This is a genomic window from Streptomyces sp. NPDC013187, assembly GCF_042899705.1.
Classification (GTDB): domain Bacteria; phylum Actinomycetota; class Actinomycetes; order Streptomycetales; family Streptomycetaceae; genus Streptomyces; species Streptomyces hawaiiensis_A.
On sequence record NZ_JBIBAF010000004.1, the window covers coordinates 74,032 to 92,879 of the forward strand.

General features: G+C 71.9%; 7 protein-coding genes. All 7 read right to left on the reverse strand.

The window, feature by feature from the left end:
- Nucleotides 1-218: 218 nt before the first annotated feature.
- Nucleotides 219-1,919 (reverse strand): ABC transporter ATP-binding protein, encoded by a 1,701-nt coding sequence (locus tag ACFY5B_RS08940; protein WP_389966674.1) that lies wholly within the window; start codon nucleotides 1,917-1,919, stop codon nucleotides 219-221.
- Entirely contained in the window at nucleotides 1,909-12,813 is a 10,905-nt protein-coding gene (locus ACFY5B_RS08945) for an amino acid adenylation domain-containing protein (protein WP_389966677.1), read from the reverse strand. The genes ACFY5B_RS08940 and ACFY5B_RS08945 overlap by 11 nt, the downstream gene beginning before the upstream one ends.
- A 57-nt stretch (nucleotides 12,814-12,870) precedes the next feature.
- Nucleotides 12,871-14,661 (reverse strand): ABC transporter ATP-binding protein, encoded by a 1,791-nt coding sequence (locus tag ACFY5B_RS08950; RefSeq protein WP_389966680.1) that lies wholly within the window; start codon nucleotides 14,659-14,661, stop codon nucleotides 12,871-12,873.
- Nucleotides 14,662-14,665: 4 nt separating this feature from the next.
- Nucleotides 14,666-15,724 (reverse strand): ABC transporter substrate-binding protein, encoded by a 1,059-nt coding sequence (locus ACFY5B_RS08955; protein WP_389966683.1) that lies wholly within the window; start codon nucleotides 15,722-15,724, stop codon nucleotides 14,666-14,668.
- 89 nt (nucleotides 15,725-15,813) lie between these two features.
- Entirely contained in the window at nucleotides 15,814-16,671 is an 858-nt protein-coding gene (locus ACFY5B_RS08960) for an ABC transporter ATP-binding protein (RefSeq protein WP_389966686.1), read from the reverse strand.
- 39 nt (nucleotides 16,672-16,710) lie between these two features.
- Nucleotides 16,711-17,772, reverse strand: coding sequence for a FecCD family ABC transporter permease (locus tag ACFY5B_RS08965; protein WP_389966688.1), 1,062 nt, complete (start codon nucleotides 17,770-17,772; stop codon nucleotides 16,711-16,713).
- Entirely contained in the window at nucleotides 17,769-18,833 is a 1,065-nt protein-coding gene (locus ACFY5B_RS08970) for a FecCD family ABC transporter permease (RefSeq protein ID WP_389966691.1), read from the reverse strand. The genes ACFY5B_RS08965 and ACFY5B_RS08970 overlap by 4 nt, the downstream gene beginning before the upstream one ends.
- Between the last annotated feature and the right edge of the window lie 15 nt (nucleotides 18,834-18,848).

The following is an 18,848-nucleotide window of genomic DNA, read 5'->3' on the forward strand; positions in this document are numbered from 1 at the left end:
TCGGTGCTTCGCGCGTAGCGCCGTTGTCGGGTGCGGGTGCTTGGGGGCTGATCGCGCAGTTCCCCGCGCCCCTGAGGGCGTTCCCCCCGGGCTCCTTGAGGAGTCAGACGTGGCCTCGGTGCTTCGCGCGTAGCGCCGTTGTCGGGTGCGGGTGCTTGGGGGCTGGTCGCGCAATTCCCCGCGCCCCTGAGGGCATGTGGCCTGGCCCCCTTGAAGCGTTACCGTGCGACCGCCTGGCAGTAGGCCTCGTCGTTCGTCAGCAGGTTGCGGTGGGTGTCCTCCGCTGTGATGGCTCCGTCGTCCAGGATCAGGACCCGGTCCGCCGCGTCCAGGAACGCCGGGCTGCTGGTGATGACGATCGTCGTGCGGCCCCGGCGCAGTTTCGCCACGTTGCGGGCGATGAGCTGTTCGGTGACCGCGTCCACCGCCGTCGTCGGATCGTGCAGGACGAGGACGTCGGTGTCGGCGGCCAGGGCGCGGGCCAGGGACAGGCGCTGGCGCTGTCCCCCGGAGAGGTTGGCGCCCCGGTCGCGGACGCCGTAGTCGAGGCCCTCGCGGTGCAGGGCCACGACGTCCGTCAGCATGGACGCCTCGACCGCCTCGGGGACCGTCCGGCTGGTGCCCGACGGGTCGATGTTGGTGCGGAGCGTGCCCGCGAAGATCTCCCCGTCGTACGGGTTGACCAGCAGGTGCTCACGGACCGCCTCCACCGCGAGGTCCGCCAGCTCCCGGCCGCCGATCCGCACCGTCCCCCCGTACGTGGCGGGCGGGACGCGCACGGCCAGGACGGCGGCGAGCTCGGCCGCCGCGCGGGGCTGGTAGGGGGCGATGGCGACGAACTCCCCCGCCTTCACCCGGAACGTCAGGTCGGTCAGGGTGCCGTGGCGGACGCAGTCGATCTCCAGGTCGCCGCCGGGTGAGGGGTGTCCGGTGCCCGGGGTCATGACCGGCGGGGCCGACAGCACCAGCGCCATCCGCTCGGCCGAGGCACGCGCGATCATCACGTACTTGGGCATCTCCGAGAACAGCTTGAGCGGCTCCATGATGAACTGCGCCAGGCCCACGGCCATGACCAGTTCCCCGATGGTGATCCGGCCCTCGAACGCCAGCCAGCCCGCCGTCAGGGTCACGGCGCCGGCGAGGACGGCGTTGAGGGCCAGCGCGGTCCCGGCGTAGGCGCCGTTCACCTTGGCCACGGTGATCGCCTGGTGCTTCGCCTCCGTGCTGACCTTCCGGTAGGACCGGAACGCCGCGTGGTTGCCGCCGAAGCCGTGCAGCGGACGCAGGCCGGTGATCAGGTCGGCGACCTTCGCGCCCGCCCGCGCCACCCGGGCCTGCTGCTCCTGGGTGCTGCTCCCGATCCGCTTCGACATCACGCTGAGGACCGACAGGATCGCGACGGTGCCCACGATCACCAGCAGTCCGAGCCGGATGTCGGCCAGACCCAGCGCGACCGCCGCGACCAGCACCGCGACGAGCGAGCTGATCAGCAGCGGCACCACCTCGATGATGTCGGCGGTCTGGTCCGCGTCCTCGGTGGCGATGGTCAGCACCTCGCCGGACTTGAGGTCGACGTCCCGGGCCACGGGCTGCAGACCGCAGGCCGCGACCTTCACCCGCCAGCGGTGCGCCTCGGTCGTGTTGGCCTTCTGCAGGATCCGCATGCCGAACCGCCACGACAGCGACACCGTCGTGATGATCACGGCCAGCGCGCCGATCGACAGGGTGAGCGCCTGGAGGCTGCGGCCGTCCCGCATCGTGTGCTCGACGATCAGGCCGAGCGCGATGGGGAAGGCCGTCTCCCCGGCCTGGTAGAGACCCATGAGGAGGGTGCCCCAGGCCATGGCGCCGATGTTGCGGCGCAGGGCGGTGCGGAGGATGGCGGCCCCTTCACGGGGCCGCTGCGTGTCAGTTGTCATCGAGGTGGCGGGCAATCGCTTCCGGGGTTCGCAGGGTGAACAGATCGCGGATCGTGATCACGGGACCGTACTCGCGGCGGAGCAGCCCGACGAGCCGTACCGCCAGCATGGAGTGTCCTCCGAGGGACACGAAGTCGCTCACCGCGCTCACCTCGTCGTCGTCCAGGTCCAGTGCCTCGGCGAAGTACTCGCACACCACGGTCTCGGTCTCGGTCTCGGGCCCCCGCTCCCCCACCGTGGTCAGCGCGCCCAGCGGCTTGGGCTCGGGCAGCGCCTTGGTGTCAGCCTTCCCGTTCACCGTGAGCGGGATGCCGTCGACCTGGGCGTAGTGCGTGGGCCGCAGGAAGTCCGGCAGTCCGGCGCCCACTTCGGCGGCGACGGTCGCCAGATCCGCCCCGTCCAGGACCAGGTAGGCGGCCAGCCGGTGGGCGCCGTCGACCTGGGGGTCGGGCTGGGCGACCGCGGCGGCGAACCGTACCGCCGGGTGCGCGGCGAACACGGCCTCGACCTCGCCGAGTTCCACCCGGTGGCCGCGGATCTTGACCTGCTGGTCGGTGCGGCCGAGGTACATGAGGTTGCCGTCCGGCCGGCGGACCACGAGGTCGCCGGTGCGGTACATGCGCTCGCCGGGCGCGCCGAACGGGCAGGCGACGAAGCGGTGCGCGCTCTGGGCGGGCTGCCCGAGGTAGCCGCGCGCGATGCCGATGCCCGACACGTACAGCTCACCGGGGACACCGTCCGGCAGGGGCCGCAGCCACGGGTCCAGGACGTACACGTCCGTGTTGTCGATGGCGACGCCCACCACCGGGTCCTCGCACTCGAAGGTGCCGACGCCGAGGGTGTTGATGGTGTACTCGGTGGGCCCGTACAGGTTGTAGCCGACCGTGCCCTCGGTGTCGGCGAGCCGCTGCCACAGCGTCGGTGTGACGGCCTCGCCGCCCAGCAGCACCAGCGCGGGCCGCCGCTCCGGGTTGTCGAGCAGGCCCTCGGCCACCAGCTGCTGGGCGTAGGTCGGTGTCACGTTGACGACGTCGATCCCGTGCTCCAGGCAGTACTCGACCAGCCGGGGCGCGTCCCGGCGCAACTCCTCGTCACAGATGTGGACTTCGTGGCCGTCGGCGAGCCACAGCAGCTCCTCCCACGACATGTCGAACGCGAACGACACGGTGTGGGCGATCTTGAAGATCCGGTGGCCGTGCTCGGCCAGCACCGGTTCGAAGATCCGGCGCTGATGGTTGATCAGCATATTGGTGAGACCCGCGTACTCGGTCACCACGCCCTTGGGCTTGCCGGTGGAGCCGGAGGTGTAGATCGTGTACGCGGGGTGCCGCAGCCGGTCGGGGTCGTCCGGCGCGAACGTCAGATACGGCTCGGCTTCGGGAAGCGGCTGGTCGAGTTCGATCAGGTCGCCGGTCAGCCGAGGTGAGACCGTGCTCACGGTGAGGATCACGTCCGGGCGGGCGTCATCGACGATGGCCGCGATCCGCTCGTCCGGATGGTCCAGCTCCAGCGGCACGTACGCGGCGCCGACCCGCAGGACCGCGAACAGCGCCGCGATCCAGTCGAGGGAGCGCGGGATCGCCAGCCCGACGGTCGTCTCCGGGCCGATGCCGCGTGCGGCGAGCACGCCCGCCACGGCCCTGCTCCGGTCGCGGAGTTCGGCGAACGTCATCGTCGAGCCGCCGGCGACGAGCGCCACCTGCTGCGGGTCGCGGTCCGCCGCCTGGTCGAACCGGTCGACGACGGTGTCCGTGCCGACGTCCGTGCGCACGGCCGGCTCGGGCACCGCGCCAAGCCCCCTCAGCGCGCCGACCGGCCCGGTCGCCCGGGCCACGTCCTCCAGCACGCTCAGGTAGTCGTCGAGGAGACGGCGGGCGTTGCCGGTGTCCCCGTCGCGGTACTCCAGCTTGACGGTAAGCCGGTCCCCGGGGGTGACCACCCAGGTGAACGGATAGTGGGTGGAGTCGTCGGCCTTGACCGAGGTGATGCCGTGGCGGGCGTTCATCTCGGCGAAGGCGTCCATGTCCAGGAAGTTCTGGAGCACGAAGAGGTTGTCGAACAGGGTGTCGTGCCCGCTGGCCCGCTGGATCTCGCCGAGTCCGAGGTGCTCGTGCTCCATCGCCTCGACCCGGGCCGCCTGGACGGCTGACAGGTAGGCGCGGACCGTGTCGTCCGGGCGGGCCCGGGTCCACATCGGCACGGTGTTGAGCAGCACGCCGACGATGCCGTCCAGCCCCTCGCCGTCGCGGCCGGAGACGGTCACGCCGAACACGGCGTCGCTCCGGCCGGTGTGTGCGCCGAGCAGCAGGCCGAACGCGCCGGTCAGCACCGAGTTCAGGGTGACGCCGTGCGTCCGGGCCGCCTCCCGGACGAGCGCGGACTGCTCGGCGGACAGGGTGTGCACGAGGGCCTTCGGCAGGTCGTCCGAGAACGACGGAGCCGGTCCGGCGAGCAGGGTGGGTCCGGGGAGACCGGCCAGGTGGTCCGCCCAGAAGCGCTCCGACACCGCGGGGTCCTTGGCTGCGAGCGCGCGGGCGTGCTCCTCGAAGCTCGGGACCGCCGGTGCCGGATCGAGGGACTCACCCGCCAGGACGGCACGGTAGGTGTCGAAGAGGTCCCGCAGCACGATCTCCCGGGACCAGCCGTCCCACAGGAGCAGGTGGTAGCTGAGCAGCAGGCCGTCCCGGTCGCCGGGCAGGTGCACGACGGTCAGCCGGATCAGCGGCGGCTCCGCCGGGTCGAAGCCGGTGTCGCGGTCCCGGGCGCGCAGGGCGTCGACCTCCGCGTCCGTCGCCAGGGTGATCGTACGGACGTCGACCGTGCGGCCCGCCTTGAGGAGCTGCACCGGGTTTCCGTCGTCGTCGGTGCCGAAGCCGGCGCCGACGACCGGGTGCCGTGCGATCACGTGGGCCATGGCCTCGGCCAGCGCATCGGTGTCCAGGCGCCGGTCGAAGGTGAACCAGTTCTGTGCGACGTAGTGTCCGGCCGAACCCGCCATCTGGGCCTGGAAGAACAGGCCGCGCTGGAGCGGGGTGACCGGAGCGGTGCGCTCGGCCGTCGTCGCGGCGTCCGCGAGGTGTTTCAGCGCGCTGCGCCAGTGCTCGGTGATCTCGTCGGGGACGCCCTCGGCGAGGACGAACTCCGCGAGCAGGCTGCCGGTGGCCTCGTCGGTCCACGCGTTGACCTCGACGGCGTACGGGCTGCCCTGGTCGCCGCCGGTGAGGTGCAGCGCCTGGGACTCGCTTCCCCGGCCGAGGTAGTTGAACAGCACCTGCGGGCGGGCGGTCAGCAGCGGGGCCGTCTGCGGGTTGAGGTACCTCAGCCGGCCGTAGGCGACGTGCCCGTCCTCGTCCGGCTGACGCTCCACGACCTCGCGCGCGGCCGCGACGGGGTCGGTGTGCGGGGTGAGCCGTACGGGTGCGATGGAGGTGAACCAGCCGACCGTACGGGTGTAGTCGTGCTGTTGGAGGGCCGGGACCCGGCCGTGGCGCTCCAGGTCGATCGCGAGGTCGGTGGGCGACGGCTGGATCCGGGTCAGCGCGGTGCGCAGGGCCCCGCACAGCAGCTCGGTGAGGCCGAGGCCGAGTGCGGCGGGCGCGGTGCGGGTGACGCTGTCGCTCACGTCCGGGGCGATTACCACCGTCGTCTTGCGCAACGCCCCTGTGAGCGGCAGCAGTTCGGGAGCCTGGAGGGTGGTGACCCAGCGGCCGAGGTCGTCGTGATCCTGGGTCGCCCGGAGCGTCATGGCTTCGGCGTACTCGGCGTACGAAGTGGTCGGCGGGGCGAGGGGCTCGCCGCGCAGGGCCGTGGCCAGGTCGTCGAGCAGGATCAGCCAGGAGACCGCGTCGACGGCGAGGTGGTGGACGGTGACGACGAGGGTCCTGCTCGGCTCCAGCCACGCGAACGCGATCACTTCGCCCGACTCGGGGTCGAGTTGTCCGGCGGCCTCGTTCGCGACGGCTGTCGCGTCGGTGGTGTCCGGGCGTACGACGGTGATGTCGCGGGCGGGTTCGGTGCGGAGGGTCCACACGCCGTGCTCTGTGCGGAGCCTCAGCCGCAGGGCCGGGTGGGCGGCGACCACGGCGTTCGCGGCGCGTACGGCGTCGGTGTAACCGGTGCCTTCGGGGGCCTGGAGTGTCCTGGCCTGGGCGAAACGGGTGAGGGAGCCGCCGAGTTCGCGTTGGCGGAGGACGATCGGGGTGGGGGGCAGCGGGCCGTCTTCCCGATGGGTGGTCTCCGGGGTGGCCCGAACTGTGCTTGTTCCCAGGTGTTCAGCCAGGGCTCGGGGCGTCTTGAGCAGGAAGACGTCCCGGGGGGCTACGGGCAGGCCCAGCGCCCGGGCCCTGTTCACGACCGTGATGGCGATGATGCTGTCGCCTCCGGCGCGGAAGAAGTCGGTGTCGGCGGTTACTTCCGTGTCGGGCAGCGTCTCGGTGAAGATCTTGGTGAGTGCGGCTGTCGCGGTGGTTTCGTCTGCGGGGGCGTTGTGGCTTGTCGCGCAGTTCCCCGCGCCCCCAGAGGGGCGCTCCACCAGAGCCTTTCGATCGAGCTTGCCATTGATCGTCAACGGTAGGGCGTCGATCGGGAGCACTCGGCCCGGGAGCATGTGGACAGGCAGCTTCTCCGACAGCCTGCCCTCGAAATCATCTGGCACGCTGCCCACCACGTGTGCGACCAGGTGGTCGCCGGTGTCCGCCACCGTCACGGCCACGTCGGTCACGCCGTCCAGGCCCCTGATCACGGTCTCCACCTCGCCCAGCTCGATGCGGAAACCCTTGAGCTGGACCTGGTCGTCGGCGCGGCCGGTGAAGCGGAGTTCGCCGTCGAGGGTGCGGATCGCGAGGTCGCCCGTGTGGTACATGCGGGAGCCGTCGGCCCTGAACGGGTTGGCCACGAAGCGGCCCGCCGTGAGTCCGGGCCTGCCCAGGTAGCCGAGGGAGACCTGGTCGCCGGCGACGTAGATGGCGCCTTCCCGGCCCGGCGGCACCGGGCGGAGCCGGTCGTCGAGCAGGTAGGTGACCAGGCCGGGGATCGGGCCGCCGATGGGGCTGACGTCGTCGCCGGGGCCGAAGTCGTCGTCGCTCAGCACCCGGTGGGTGACGTGGACGGTGGTCTCGGTGATGCCGTACATGTTGACCAGCTCGGGGGCGGCCGTGCCGTGCCGCTCGATCCAGCCGCGCAGCCGCCCGAGGTCCAGTGCCTCGCCGCCGAAGATGATCCGGCGCAGTGCGGGCAACGGTTCGCCGGCGAGCCGGTCGGCCTCGATGAACTGGTAGAAGGCCGAGGGGGTCTGGTTGAGCACGGTCACGCCCCGCTCCCGGACCAGCCGGTGGAAGTCCACCGGGGAGCGCGTCAGTCCGTACTCGGGCACCAGCAGCTCACCGCCGTGCACCAGCGCGCCCCACAGCTCCCAGACGGCGAAGTCGAAGGAGAAGGAGTGGAACTGGACCCAGACGTCGTCCGGGCCGAAGTCCATGTCCTGCCGGGTGTTCGCGAGCAGGGACACCACGCTGGAGTGCGGGACGACGACGCCCTTGGGGCGGCCGGTCGACCCGGACGTGTAGATCACATAGGCGGGGGTGTGCCAGTCGGGCTCGGGAGCGGGCTCCGGGGCGGCGGGGGGTTCTTCGCCCTGCACCAGGACGCGGGCGGGCACACCGGCCCGGGTCAGGAGTTCCGTGCAGCGGTCGCGCTGGCCCCGGTCCACGAGGACGACCTGCGGGGCGGCGTCGGCGAGGACGTACTCCAGCCGTTCGTCCGGGTAGGCCAGGTCCAGCGGGACGTACGCGCCGCCCGCGCTGACGATCGCGACCAGGGCGACGACCTGCTCCACGGAGCGCGGGACGGCCACGGCGACCCGCTTGCCCGGGCCGACCCCGGCCGCGCGCACGGCGGCGGCCAGGTCGTCCTTGCGGTCGGACAGTTCGCCGTAGGTCAGGGAGCGGGTGTCGCCGTCGAGGCCGCACTGGGTGACGGCGGTGGCCGCCGGGTCGCGGCGGGCGGCGGTGTCGAACAGTGCGCCCAGAGTGGCCGGGGTGATCGGTGCGGGACGCCGCTCGTTCTCGGGCGTCAGGTCCTCGACCGGGGTGTCCGGGTGGGTGAGCAGACCGGTCAGGGTGCGGGTGAACGTGTGCAGGACGGCCCGGGCGGTCGTCTCGCCCAGCAGTTCGCCGTCGTAGATGAGGTTGAAGCGCGGGCGGCCGTCGAGCGCGCGCTCGACCACCAGGGTCAGCGGGTAGTGCGGGGCGCCCTCGTTGACGAGGTCCGTGATGGTCAGGGTGTCGCCGGGGCGCCGGAGTGCGGCCAGGTCGGTGGCCACGTCGAACACCACGAGCGTGTCGAAGAGGGAGCCGGCGCCGGCCAGGCGGCCGATGCGCGCCAGGGAGACGTGCTGGTGCGGCAGGACGGCGCTCTGGTGGTCCCGCACCGCCGAGAGCAGGTCGCCCGCCGTGGTGCCGGGGGCCCAGCGGGCGCGTACCGGGACGGTGTTGATGAACAGGCCCACCATGTCCCCGATACCGGGCACGTCGGCGTCGCGGCCGGAGACGGTCGAGCCGAACACCACGTCCCGGCCGTGGAGGATGCCGCCGAGGGTGACGGCCCAGGCGCTGTGCACGGCGACGCTCAGCGGCACACCGGCCTCGCGGGCGGCCGCGTCGATGTCGCCTTCGGGCTCCACGGCGGTGTCGGCGAACCGGTCGGAGGGGGTGTGCCCCTCGGCGACGAGCGAGGGGCCCGGCAGTCCGGCGAGTTCCTCGCGCCAGACGCGGTCGCTCTCGTCGGCGTCGCGTCCGGCGAGCCAGTGGACGTAGTCGGCGAAACCGCCGGTCGGGTAGACGGTGCCCGGGGCGTGGTACTCGGCGAGCAGCGCGCGGAGCATGGGCGGCACGGACCAGCCGTCGGCGATGATGTGGTGCACGGTCTGCACCAGGACGCTGCGTCCGGAGCCGGTGCGGACGAGCGTGTACCGCATGAGGGGGCCGGTGGCCAGGTCGAAGCCGCTGCGGCGATCCCGTTCGGCGAGGTCGCGTATCTCCTCGTCGGTGATGCCGGGGCGGTCCAGGGTGGTGAAGGGGGCCTCGGCGCCGTTCTGGAGGACGGAGACCACGCGGCCGTCGGCCAAGGCCGTGAAGCGGGCGGCCAGGTTCGGGAACAGGGTGAGCAGCCGGGTGGCCGCCGCGGCGAGCCGGTCGGCGTCCACCTCGCCGTCCAGCGTGAGCAGTTGCTGTTCGACGTAGGCGCCTGCGGAGTCGTCGTCGAAGACCGAGTGGAAGTAGAGGCCTTCCTGGAGCGGGGTCAGCGGCAGGACGTCCCGCAGCGACGGGCCGTCCAGGGCGTCGACGTCGGCCTGGGTGAGGGGGACCAGGGGGAAGTCGCTGGGCGAGTGGCCGCCCTGGTCGAGTGCGGCGAGTCCGGCCAGGGCCGTGCGGAAGTAGTCGCCCAGGGCCGTGATGTCGGCGTCGGTGAACAGGCCGTCGGGCCAGGAGATGGTGGTGACCAGCTCGTACGCGCCGGAGGCGTCGGGTTCGGCGATCGCGTTGAACTCCAGGGCGCGCGGCAGGCGCATCCGGGGGTCGCGCTTCTCGCCCAGCTGGCCGGTGGTGCCGGCGAGCTGCCAGTCACCGGGGGCGCCGGCGGCGAAGCGGCCGAGGTAGTTGAAGAGCACCTGGGGTGCGGGCGCGTCGAACTCGGTGTGGGTGAGGTAGCGCAGGGCGCCGTAGGAGACGCCGTTGTCCGGTACCCGGGCGAGGTCCTCTTTGACCGCCTTGAGCGCGGCGGTCAGGTACTGGGGCGTGGTGAAGTCGGGCGCCGTGCCGGGGTCCACGGTCACCGGGAAGAGGGTGGTGAACCAGCCGACCGTGCGCGACAGTTCCGGCTCGAAGCCGGCCGGACCGGCGACGAACTGCCCCTCGCGGCCGTGGCCTTCGAGTTCGATGTGGGCGAAGGTCTGGTCCTGCCCGAGGTCGCGGCGCCGTCGGGCGAGGGCGACGGCGAGCGCGGTGAGCAGCACGTCGTTGACGCCGGCGTGGAACTTCGCGGGGATCTCGTTCAGCAGCGCGGCCGTGAGCTCGGGGCCGACCGAGACGGTCCGCAGGCGCTCGTTCGCGACGGTGTCGGTCCCGGACAGGGCTCGGCGGGCCAGCGGCTGGTCCTCACCGGGCAGGGGGCGCCGGTAGTAGGAGCTGTCGGCGTCGAACGCGGCGCGTTCCAGCAGTTGGGTCCAGCGCCGGAACGACGTGCCCACCGGGGGGAGTTCGATGGGCTCGCCCGAGCTGAACTGCCGCCAGGCGGTGGCCAGGTCCTCCATCAGGACGCGCCAGGAGATGCCGTCGACGACCACGTGGTGGGCGACGAGGACGAGTTGGCGGGCCGAAGGGCGCCAGACGGCCCGCAGCATCACGCCGTTCGCGGGGTCCAGGCCGGCGGTGGCGAGGGCGACGCACTCGTCCAGCGGCAGGTCGCTCTGCTGCGGGGCGGGCACGGCCCGGTCGGCCTCGGGGATGTCGAAGCTCCAGCGCTCGCCGCGCACCAGCCGGGCGCGGAGCATGTCGTGCCGGGCGAGGATGGCGGTGAGGAGGGCGTCGAGGGCGTCGGCGGTCAGGTCCGCCGGGGTGTTCAGGACGACCGACTGGACGAAGCCGTCGACGGCGTCCGTGGTCTCACCGAGCCACTGCACGATGGGCGAGCCCACGACGGTGCCGGTGGCGACGTCGGCGTGGTCGACGGTGGAGACGTCCTCGCGGCTCGCGACCGCTGCCAGCGCGCCCACGGTGCTGTGGGTGAAGATCTGCCGTGCCGTGACGTGCAGGCCCCGCTCGCGCAGTGCGCTCAGCAGGGAGATCGCCAGGATGCTGTCGCCGCCGAGCTGGAAGAAGTCCTGGTCGACGCCGACCTCTTCGAGGCGCAGCACCTCCGCGACCGCGGCGCACACCGTCCGCTCGTCGTCGGTGGCGGGTCGGACGAGGGAGCCCGTCTCGATCACCGGCTCGGGCAGGGCGTTGCGGTCGAGCTTGCCGTTGGCGGTGAGCGGGAACTCCTCCAGTACGACGATGTGGGCGGGCACCATGTACTCGACCATGTGTGCCGCGGCCCACGCCTTGACCTCGTCCGCCCGCAGTTCCTCCGCGCCGCCGGCGGCGGGTATGACGTAGCCGACGAGGTAGGTGCCGCCGGCCGTGTTCTTCTTCGCGACGACGCAGGTGTGCCGTACGCGGGGGTGTTCGGCGAGGCCGGCCTCGACGTCCTCGATCTCCAGCCGCATGCCGCGGATCTTGATCTGGTTGTCGGCGCGGCCGAGGAAGTCCAGCGATCCGTCGGGGGCGAAGCGGGCGAGGTCGCCGGTGCGGTAGAGGCGGGAGCCGTCGCCGGCGAAGGGGTTGGCGACGAAGCGGGAGGCGGTCAGGCCCGGTGCGCCCACGTAGCCGCGGCCCAGGAGGAAGCCGCCGACGTAGAGTTCGCCGCCGACGCCGACCGGGACGGGGCGCAGTTCGTCGTCGAGGACGTAGAGCTGGGTGTTGGGGTTGGCCTTGCCGATGGACGTCGACAGGCGTTCCGCTGCCCCCCGGTAGATGACGTGGGAGACGCCGATGGTCGTCTCGGCGGGGCCGTAGCCGTGGTACATGGGGACGTCGCCGAGCTTGGTGCGGAACCGCTCGTACAGCTCGGGGGTGAGCACTTCGCCGCCGCACCACACGTGCCGCAGGCTGTCCAGGCGGCCGGAGTCGCCGGCCATCTCCAGCAGCACGTCGAGCATGGACGACACCAGATACGTGAAGGTGACGCGGTGTTCGGCGATGACGCTCAGCAGATGGTGCGGGTCGCGTTCGCCGCCGGGCCGCAGGACGACGAGCCGGCCGCCGCAGACCAGCGGCAGGAAGATCTCGTTGATGGAGATGTCGAAGGACAGCGGCGCCTTGAACAGTGAGGCGTCGTCGTGTCCGAAGCCGAGGATCTCGTTCACCTGCCACAGCAGGCGCTCGCTGATCGCCTCGTGCCGGATCATCGCGCCCTTGGGCCGCCCGGTGGAACCGGACGTGAAGATCACGTAGGCCAGCGCGTCACCGAGGACCGGGACGTCGGGTCCCTCCGCCGGGTACGAGCCGTACCGCCAGTCGCCGAGGTCGACGGCCACGGCGTCCGGTTCGGCCGGGTCGTGCTCGCCCGAGGCGTTGAGCTGGAGGACGACCCTGGCGTCCTCGATGACGACGGCCCGGCGCGCGGCGGGCCACTGCGGGTCGAGCGGTACGAAGGCGCACCCGGCCTGGAGCACGGCGAGCAGCCCGACGACCATGTCGGCGGAGCGGCTCAGGGAGATGCCGACGACCTGTTCGGAGCCGAGTCCGCGCCCGAGCAGGTGATGGGCCAACTGGCTGGACAGCTCGGATACTTGACCGTAGGTCAGCGACCGGTGCTCGTCGACGACGGCCACGGCGTCCGGCCGGGCGTTCGCCTGCGCGCGGAACATCTCCACGATGGTGGGGCGGTCCCGGTCGGCCCGGTTGTCGTTCCACTCGGCCAGAACCCGGAGTCTGGCCGCCACGCTGGAGGGGCCGATGGTGCCCAGCGGCCGGTCCGGGAAGTCGGCCAGGTCGTCCAGCGCGAGCTGCGCGTCCTCGGGTGTGACGCCGTCGGGGACGGTGATGCCGCGGCCGTTCGGGGAGATCTCCCAACCGGCGGGTGCCGCACCGCCGTTGTCGACCCAGCCGAGGACGTCCGCGAAGAGCGTGCCGGGGGTGAGGTCGATGCCCTCGGGGCTGTGGCCCGTCGCCCAGTACGACAGGCCGATGGCGCAGGCCTCGGTGATGGTCCGGTCCGGGTAGTCGCCGATCCGGCGGCGCACATCGGCAAGGCGCGTGGGAGAAAGCAGTACGAGACGAGCGCGCGGTTCCATCATCGAAGACTCAGCGTCCCTTCCAGAATGTGGAGTTAGGCTAACCTAAATAAGGGTTACCTAACTACCCTCTCGCCAGGCCCGCCACAGTCGTGCGTACCGGCCGCCCAGAGCCACCAGTTCCTCGTGCGTCCCCTGCTCCACGACCCGTCCCGCGTCGAGCACGGCGATCCGGTCCGCGGCCATCGCCTGGGTCAGCCGGTGCGCCACGAACAGCGTGGTCCGGCCCGCGCAGGCGGCCAGCACGGCCCGCTCCAGCTCGGCGGCGCCCTCGCTGCCGGCCTCGGCGGTCGACTCGTCGAGCACCACCACCGGCGCCCTCCCCAGCACCAGCCGGGCCAAGGCGATCTGAGCGACCTTGGTGACGTCCAGGCGCTCACCGCCTTCACCGACCGGGGTGTTCAGCCCGTCGGGCAGCGCGGCGACCCAGCCCTCGGCGCCGACCGTGCGCAACGCGTCCGTCAGCTCCTCGTCGCTCGCCCCCGGCGCGGACAGCCGCAGGTCGTCGGCGAGCGGTCCGGAGAAGACGTGCGTCTCCTGCGTCAGGATGCTGACCAGGGCCCGCGCCCCGGCCTCGTCCAGGTCGGCCAGATCGGTCGTCCCGACGCGCACCGAACCGGCCTCCGGTGTGCCGATACCGGCGATCAGCGCGGCCAGCGTCGTCTTGCCCGCACCCGTGGCACCCACCAGGGCGAGCGACCCCCCGGCCGGGATCGTCAGATCGACGTCCCGCAACACCGGCTGCTCGGAGCCCGGGTAACGGAACGTCAGCCCCTCGACCGTCACCGGATACGCCCCCGTCCGGGCCGCGGCCGTGACGGACTCGTCGCCGACCAGCCGCTCCTCGGCGGACTCCCCCAGCACCCCGACCAGGCGGGTCAGGCTCGCGCCCGACTTCTGTGCCTCGTCGAACGTGAACATGATGGCGCCCAGCGGGGTGAACAGCCGGTGGAACAGCAGCGGCGCCGCCGACACCTCACCCAACGTGGCCGCGTCGGCCTCCAGCAGGGCGTACCCCACCACGAGGATCAGGACCAGACCGATGAACTCGGCGCGGTTCTCCCGGCCGACGAACCGGCCGAAGAACCGGAACACCTCGATACCGAGCTCGCGCACCCGCCAGGACTCGGTGGTCACCTTCTCGCGGAAGGCGCCCTCCAGGCGGTAGGCCCGGACCGTGTCGATGCCGTTCAGGCCGCTGATGAAGGCCTGGGCCCGGTCGGCCTGGGCGACGCGCTGCTTGCGGTAGAGCGGGGCGGACCGGGGCAGGTACCAGCGCAGCGCCAGCGCGTACGCGGGCAGCGCGCCCGCACCGGCCAGGCCGAGCCGCCAGTCGAGCCCGAACATGCCGAGGGTCGCGATGACGACCAGCACGCCCGCGGAGAACACCGTGGGGACGGCCGTGCGGATGCCTTTGGAGATGACGGCGACGTCGTCTCCGACCCGGGAGAGCACGTCCCCCCGGCCGACCTGCTCGATCCGTGCGCTCGGCATGCCGAGCACCGCGCGGACGGCGCCTTCGCGCAGCCGCGCGAGCAGATCCGCGCCCAGCCGTCCGATCAGGTACGTGGAGACCGCGGTGGCCGCCGCGCCGAGCAGCGCGGCGGCACCGATGAGCACCCCGATCGTGACCAGGACCGAACGGTCCTCGCCCCCGACGACCCCGTCGACCACCCGGCCGAGCAGGAGCACGGGGAGCACCTGGAGCGCCGCCCCCGCGACCGTGGTGAGCACGGTCGCGATCGTCAGCCCGGGCATCGCACGGCAGTGCTCCGCGACCCAGCGGGCGGCCTCGCGTCCGGTCGTCGTGCGCAGGGCCGCCGGGGCGACGCGCGTGTCGGTGGTGCTCACTTCCCTACTCGACCGACTTGACGAGCTCGTCGATCGCGTACGGCATGGACAACAGGGTGCCCTGGGAGATGGCCGCGCCGACGGCCGGTCCCTCACTGTCGAGCAGGTAGGACACGTTGCCCTTCTTCACGGCATCGAGGTTGGCGAACAGCTTGAACTTCTTCAGGGCCTCGGTGTCGGCCTTGTCGTTGATGACGAAGATGTGGTCGACGTCGACGAGGTCGATGCGCTCGGGCGAGAGCTTGGTGTAGAAGCTGCCCCCGGCGACCTTGTCGATGCCGGTCTGGTACTTGAAGCCGATGCCCGAGACGAGCCGGCCGCGCACGTCGGTGGAGGTGAACGGCGCCACGGAGTTCTCGTACCAGGACAGCGCGACGGCGGTCTGCTTGCCGAGTTCCGGGTGCTCCTTCTTGGCCGTGTCCAGCTTGCCCTCGATGTCGTCGACCATCTTCTGGCCCTCTTCGGCCTTGCCGAGGGCCTTGGCGATGTGCAGGGCGTTGTCCTGCCAGGGGGCGCTGAACGGCTCCTTCTCGGCCTTGGTGCGGGCCACCGTGGGAGCGATCTTGGAGAGCTTGTCGTAGGCCGCCTGGTCGATCTCGGAGTAGACCGCGACGATCAGGTCGGGCCGCAGGGCCGCGATCTTCTCGTAGTTGGGGCCGGAGTCACCGTTCTTCATGATGACCTCGGGCTTGGTGTCCCCCCACTTGTCCTTCACCCAGGGCCACTGGGTGTTGATGTCGGGGGACTTGCCGGGCGGGTTGGGGTACTGGTCGACCATGCCGACGGGCTTGATGCCGAAGGCCAGGATGGTCTGGTCGTCGGTGTAGCCGACGGAGACGACCCGCTGGGGCGCCTTCTCGACCTTCGTGGATCCGAACGCGTGCTCCACGGTGACCGGGAACGCGCCGGCTGCCGCGGACTGGGTGCCCTCGTTGTTGTTGTCCGCCGTGTCCGCCGAGTCGGAGCCGCATCCCGCGAGGAGACCGACGCCGAGGGTGGCCGCGGACACGACCGCCGCCAGCCGCCGCCATGGCTTCCGGGACGTCGTTCGATGGAGGAGCATCCAAAACCCCTTGCTTTCGCGCTAGTTCGCTGCACCCTCGCCTAAAGGGCAGGCAAACCTTACCGTGGCGGAGTGAGGTTAGCCTAGCCTTACCCCTGTCCCTTTATCGGGATGTGTCCCGGGCGCACGTGCGTACGCCCGATGGGCACGATCAACGGCCGGTCGCCCACCGGGTCGTCGATCACCTGGGCGCGCAACCCGAAGGCCTCATGGAGCAGTTCGGCGGTGACGACGTCGTGCGGATGGCCCTGCGCCAGGATCGACCCCTCCCGCATCACGACGAGGTGGTCGCTGTAGCGCACGGCGAGGTTGAGGTCGTGGAGCACCATGACGACGGTGCAGCCCGACTCGTGCAGATCGTCGACCAGGTCCAGGACGTCGACCGCGTGCGCCAGGTCCAGATAGGTCGTCGGCTCGTCCAGGAGGAGCAGATCGGTGCCCTGAGCCAGCGTCATGGAGATCCACACGCGCTGCCGTTGCCCGCCGGAGAGCGAGTCGACCGGGCGGTCGGCCAGGTCGGCCACGCCGGTCATGGCGAGCGCGCGCTCCACGACCTCGGCGTCGTCCGAGGACCACTGCCGCAGCCAGCTCTGGTGCGGGTGCCGGCCCCGGGCGACCAGGTCGGCCACCGTCAGCCCTTCCGGCGCGACCGGCGCCTGCGGGAGCAGGCCGAGCTTCTTCGCCACGTCCCGGGTCCGCAGCCTGCCGATGTCCTCGCCGTCCAGGACGACCGTCCCCCGGGTGGGCTTGAGCAGCCGTGACAGGGTCCGCAACAGGGTGGACTTCCCGCAGCCGTTGGGGCCGATGATCGTGGTGACGACCCCGGGCGGTATCGCCACGTCGAGGCCGTCGATGACGACCCGGCCGCCGTAGCCGACCGTGACGTCTCGGGCTGCCAGCCGCGCGGCGTCGCCGACCGCGGCCTCGGTGACGGACTGTGCGACCACGGGTCCCCCCTTGCTCAGATTCACCTGACTCTTGTACATCTACCGGAGGTTGGCCCGCACCAGCAGGTAGACGAGGAAGGGCCCGCCGATCGCGGCGGTGACCACACCGACCGGGAGCGAGACCGGCAGGACAGCCCGCGCGACCAGGTCCGAGCCGATCAGCAGCAGCGCCCCCACCAGACCCGAGGCGAGCATCGGCGGTGTCGGGCAGCGCGCCAGCCGCATCGCCACCTGCGGGGCGACCAGCGCGACGAACGGGACCGGGCCCGCCGCGCTCACCGCCACACCGGCCAGCAGCACCGCGCACAGCAGCAGGACCGCCCGCACGGCCGCGTACCGCACCCCGAGCCCGGCGGCGACCTCGTCGCCGAAGTGCATCGGCTTGAACTGGAACGCCACGGCGGCCACGACGACCAGCAGCACGAGCGTGCCCCACAGGGCCACCTCGACCTCGCCCCACGAACGGTCGTCGAGCGAGCCGACCAGCCAGGCCTGCGCCTGGGCCACGTCCCTGATGTCGGCCGTGACGAGCAGCCAGGTGGTGATGGCCTCCATCACGGCGCTCACCGAGATGCCGATGAGGATGAGCCGGAAGCCGTCGATCCCGCGCCGCCAGGCCAGGAAGTACACCAGCAGCCCCGTGCCGAGACCGCCGGCGAGCGCCGCCGCCGACAGGCCCACGGTGTCGGTCACGGCCGCGGCGGCCCCGCCCGACACCGTCACGAGGAACACCGCGACCGCGCTCGCGCCCGTGGTGATGCCCAGAACGTCCGGGCTGGCCAGGGGGTTCCGGGCGACGGACTGGGTGATCGCCCCGGACACCCCGAGCGCGATCCCGACGACGAGCCCGGCCAGTGCGCGCGGCATCCGCAGGTCCATGATGACGAACTCGTCGACCTGCTCGCCCCGCCCGAGGAGCGTGCGGATCACCTGCGGCAGGCCGATGGGGAAGTCCCCGACGCCGATGGACACGCAGAAGACCAGGAAGGCCGCCGCCGCCAGCAGCAGCGAGACGCCCACCAGCCAGGGCCGCCAGAAGAACGACACCCGGCCCAGCCGCACGCCCGGCGGCAGCGCCGGCTTCACTTCGGTCACGTTCATGCGCTCCTGAACTTTCCGCGCCAGACGAGCACCGCGAAGAAGGGGGCGCCGAGGAGCGCCACGACGACCCCCGCGTCCAGCTCGCCCGGCCTGACCACCAGTCGGCCGATGATGTCGCAGACCAGCAGGACGACGGCGCCGAGGAGTCCGGCACAGGGCACCAGCCAGCGGTAGTCCGGGCCGGTCAGGTAGCGGGCCACGTGGGCCACCATGAGGCCGAGGAAGGCGATGGGGCCGCACGCGGCCGTCGCCGCCCCCGCCAGCAGCGTGACGGCGGTGATGCCGACGGTACGGCTCAGCGCGATGTTCACGCCGAGCCCCCGCGCCACGTCGTCACCGAGATTGAGCAGGTTGAGCGAGGGCAGCGTGGTCAGCCCCAGCACCAGGCCGACGGCGACGAACGCGGTCACCGGCCAGATGACGTCGAAGCCGACGCCGGCCACGGAGCCCGCGTTCCAGAACCGCAGCGCGTTCAGCGAGGCCTGGTTCGACAGCGCGACGGCCGTGGTCATCGCCATCAGGAAGACCGTGATCCCCTGCCCGGCCAGGGCCAGGGTCAGCGGGTTGCCGGCGCCCCGGCCGATGCTCGCGAGACCGAACACCACGACACCGGCGACCGCCGCACCGAGGAAGGCGAACCAGACGTACTGGAAGGGGTCGGAGAACCCGAACACGGCGATCACCGACACCACGGCGAACGAGGCGCCGGTGTTCACGCCGAGCAGGCCGGTGTCGGCGATCGGGTTGCGGGTGAACCCCTGGATGAGCGCCCCGCCGATCCCCAGGGCGATGCCCGCCACGATCGCGAGAACCGTACGGGGCACCCGTACGGTCTCCACGATGAGCCGGATCTCCGTGAGCCGCTGGTCGGACGTCGGGGCCCCGAAGAGCCCGTGCCAGACCTCGGTGGGGCTCAGCGCCCGGGCGCCGACGGCGAGCGACAGCGCCGCGGCGACCACGAGGACCGCCAGCAGGATGCCCAGACCCATGACCCGTCGCCGACGGGTCTTCGAGAGGCCCCCGGGCGGCGCGGGGCGCTCCATCACAGCAGTCGTGCCCATGTGGACGTACGTTAT

Coding starts and splice junctions, on each gene's coding strand:
- ACFY5B_RS08940 (WP_389966674.1), bottom strand. CDS start 1,919: ATGACAACTGACACGCAGCGGCCCCGTGAAGGGGCCGCCATCCTCCGC.
- ACFY5B_RS08945 (WP_389966677.1), bottom strand. CDS start 12,813: ATGATGGAACCGCGCGCTCGTCTCGTACTGCTTTCTCCCACGCGCCTT.
- ACFY5B_RS08955 (WP_389966683.1), bottom strand. CDS start 15,724: ATGCTCCTCCATCGAACGACGTCCCGGAAGCCATGGCGGCGGCTGGCG.
- ACFY5B_RS08965 (WP_389966688.1), bottom strand. CDS start 17,772: ATGAACGTGACCGAAGTGAAGCCGGCGCTGCCGCCGGGCGTGCGGCTG.
- ACFY5B_RS08970 (WP_389966691.1), bottom strand. CDS start 18,833: ATGGGCACGACTGCTGTGATGGAGCGCCCCGCGCCGCCCGGGGGCCTC.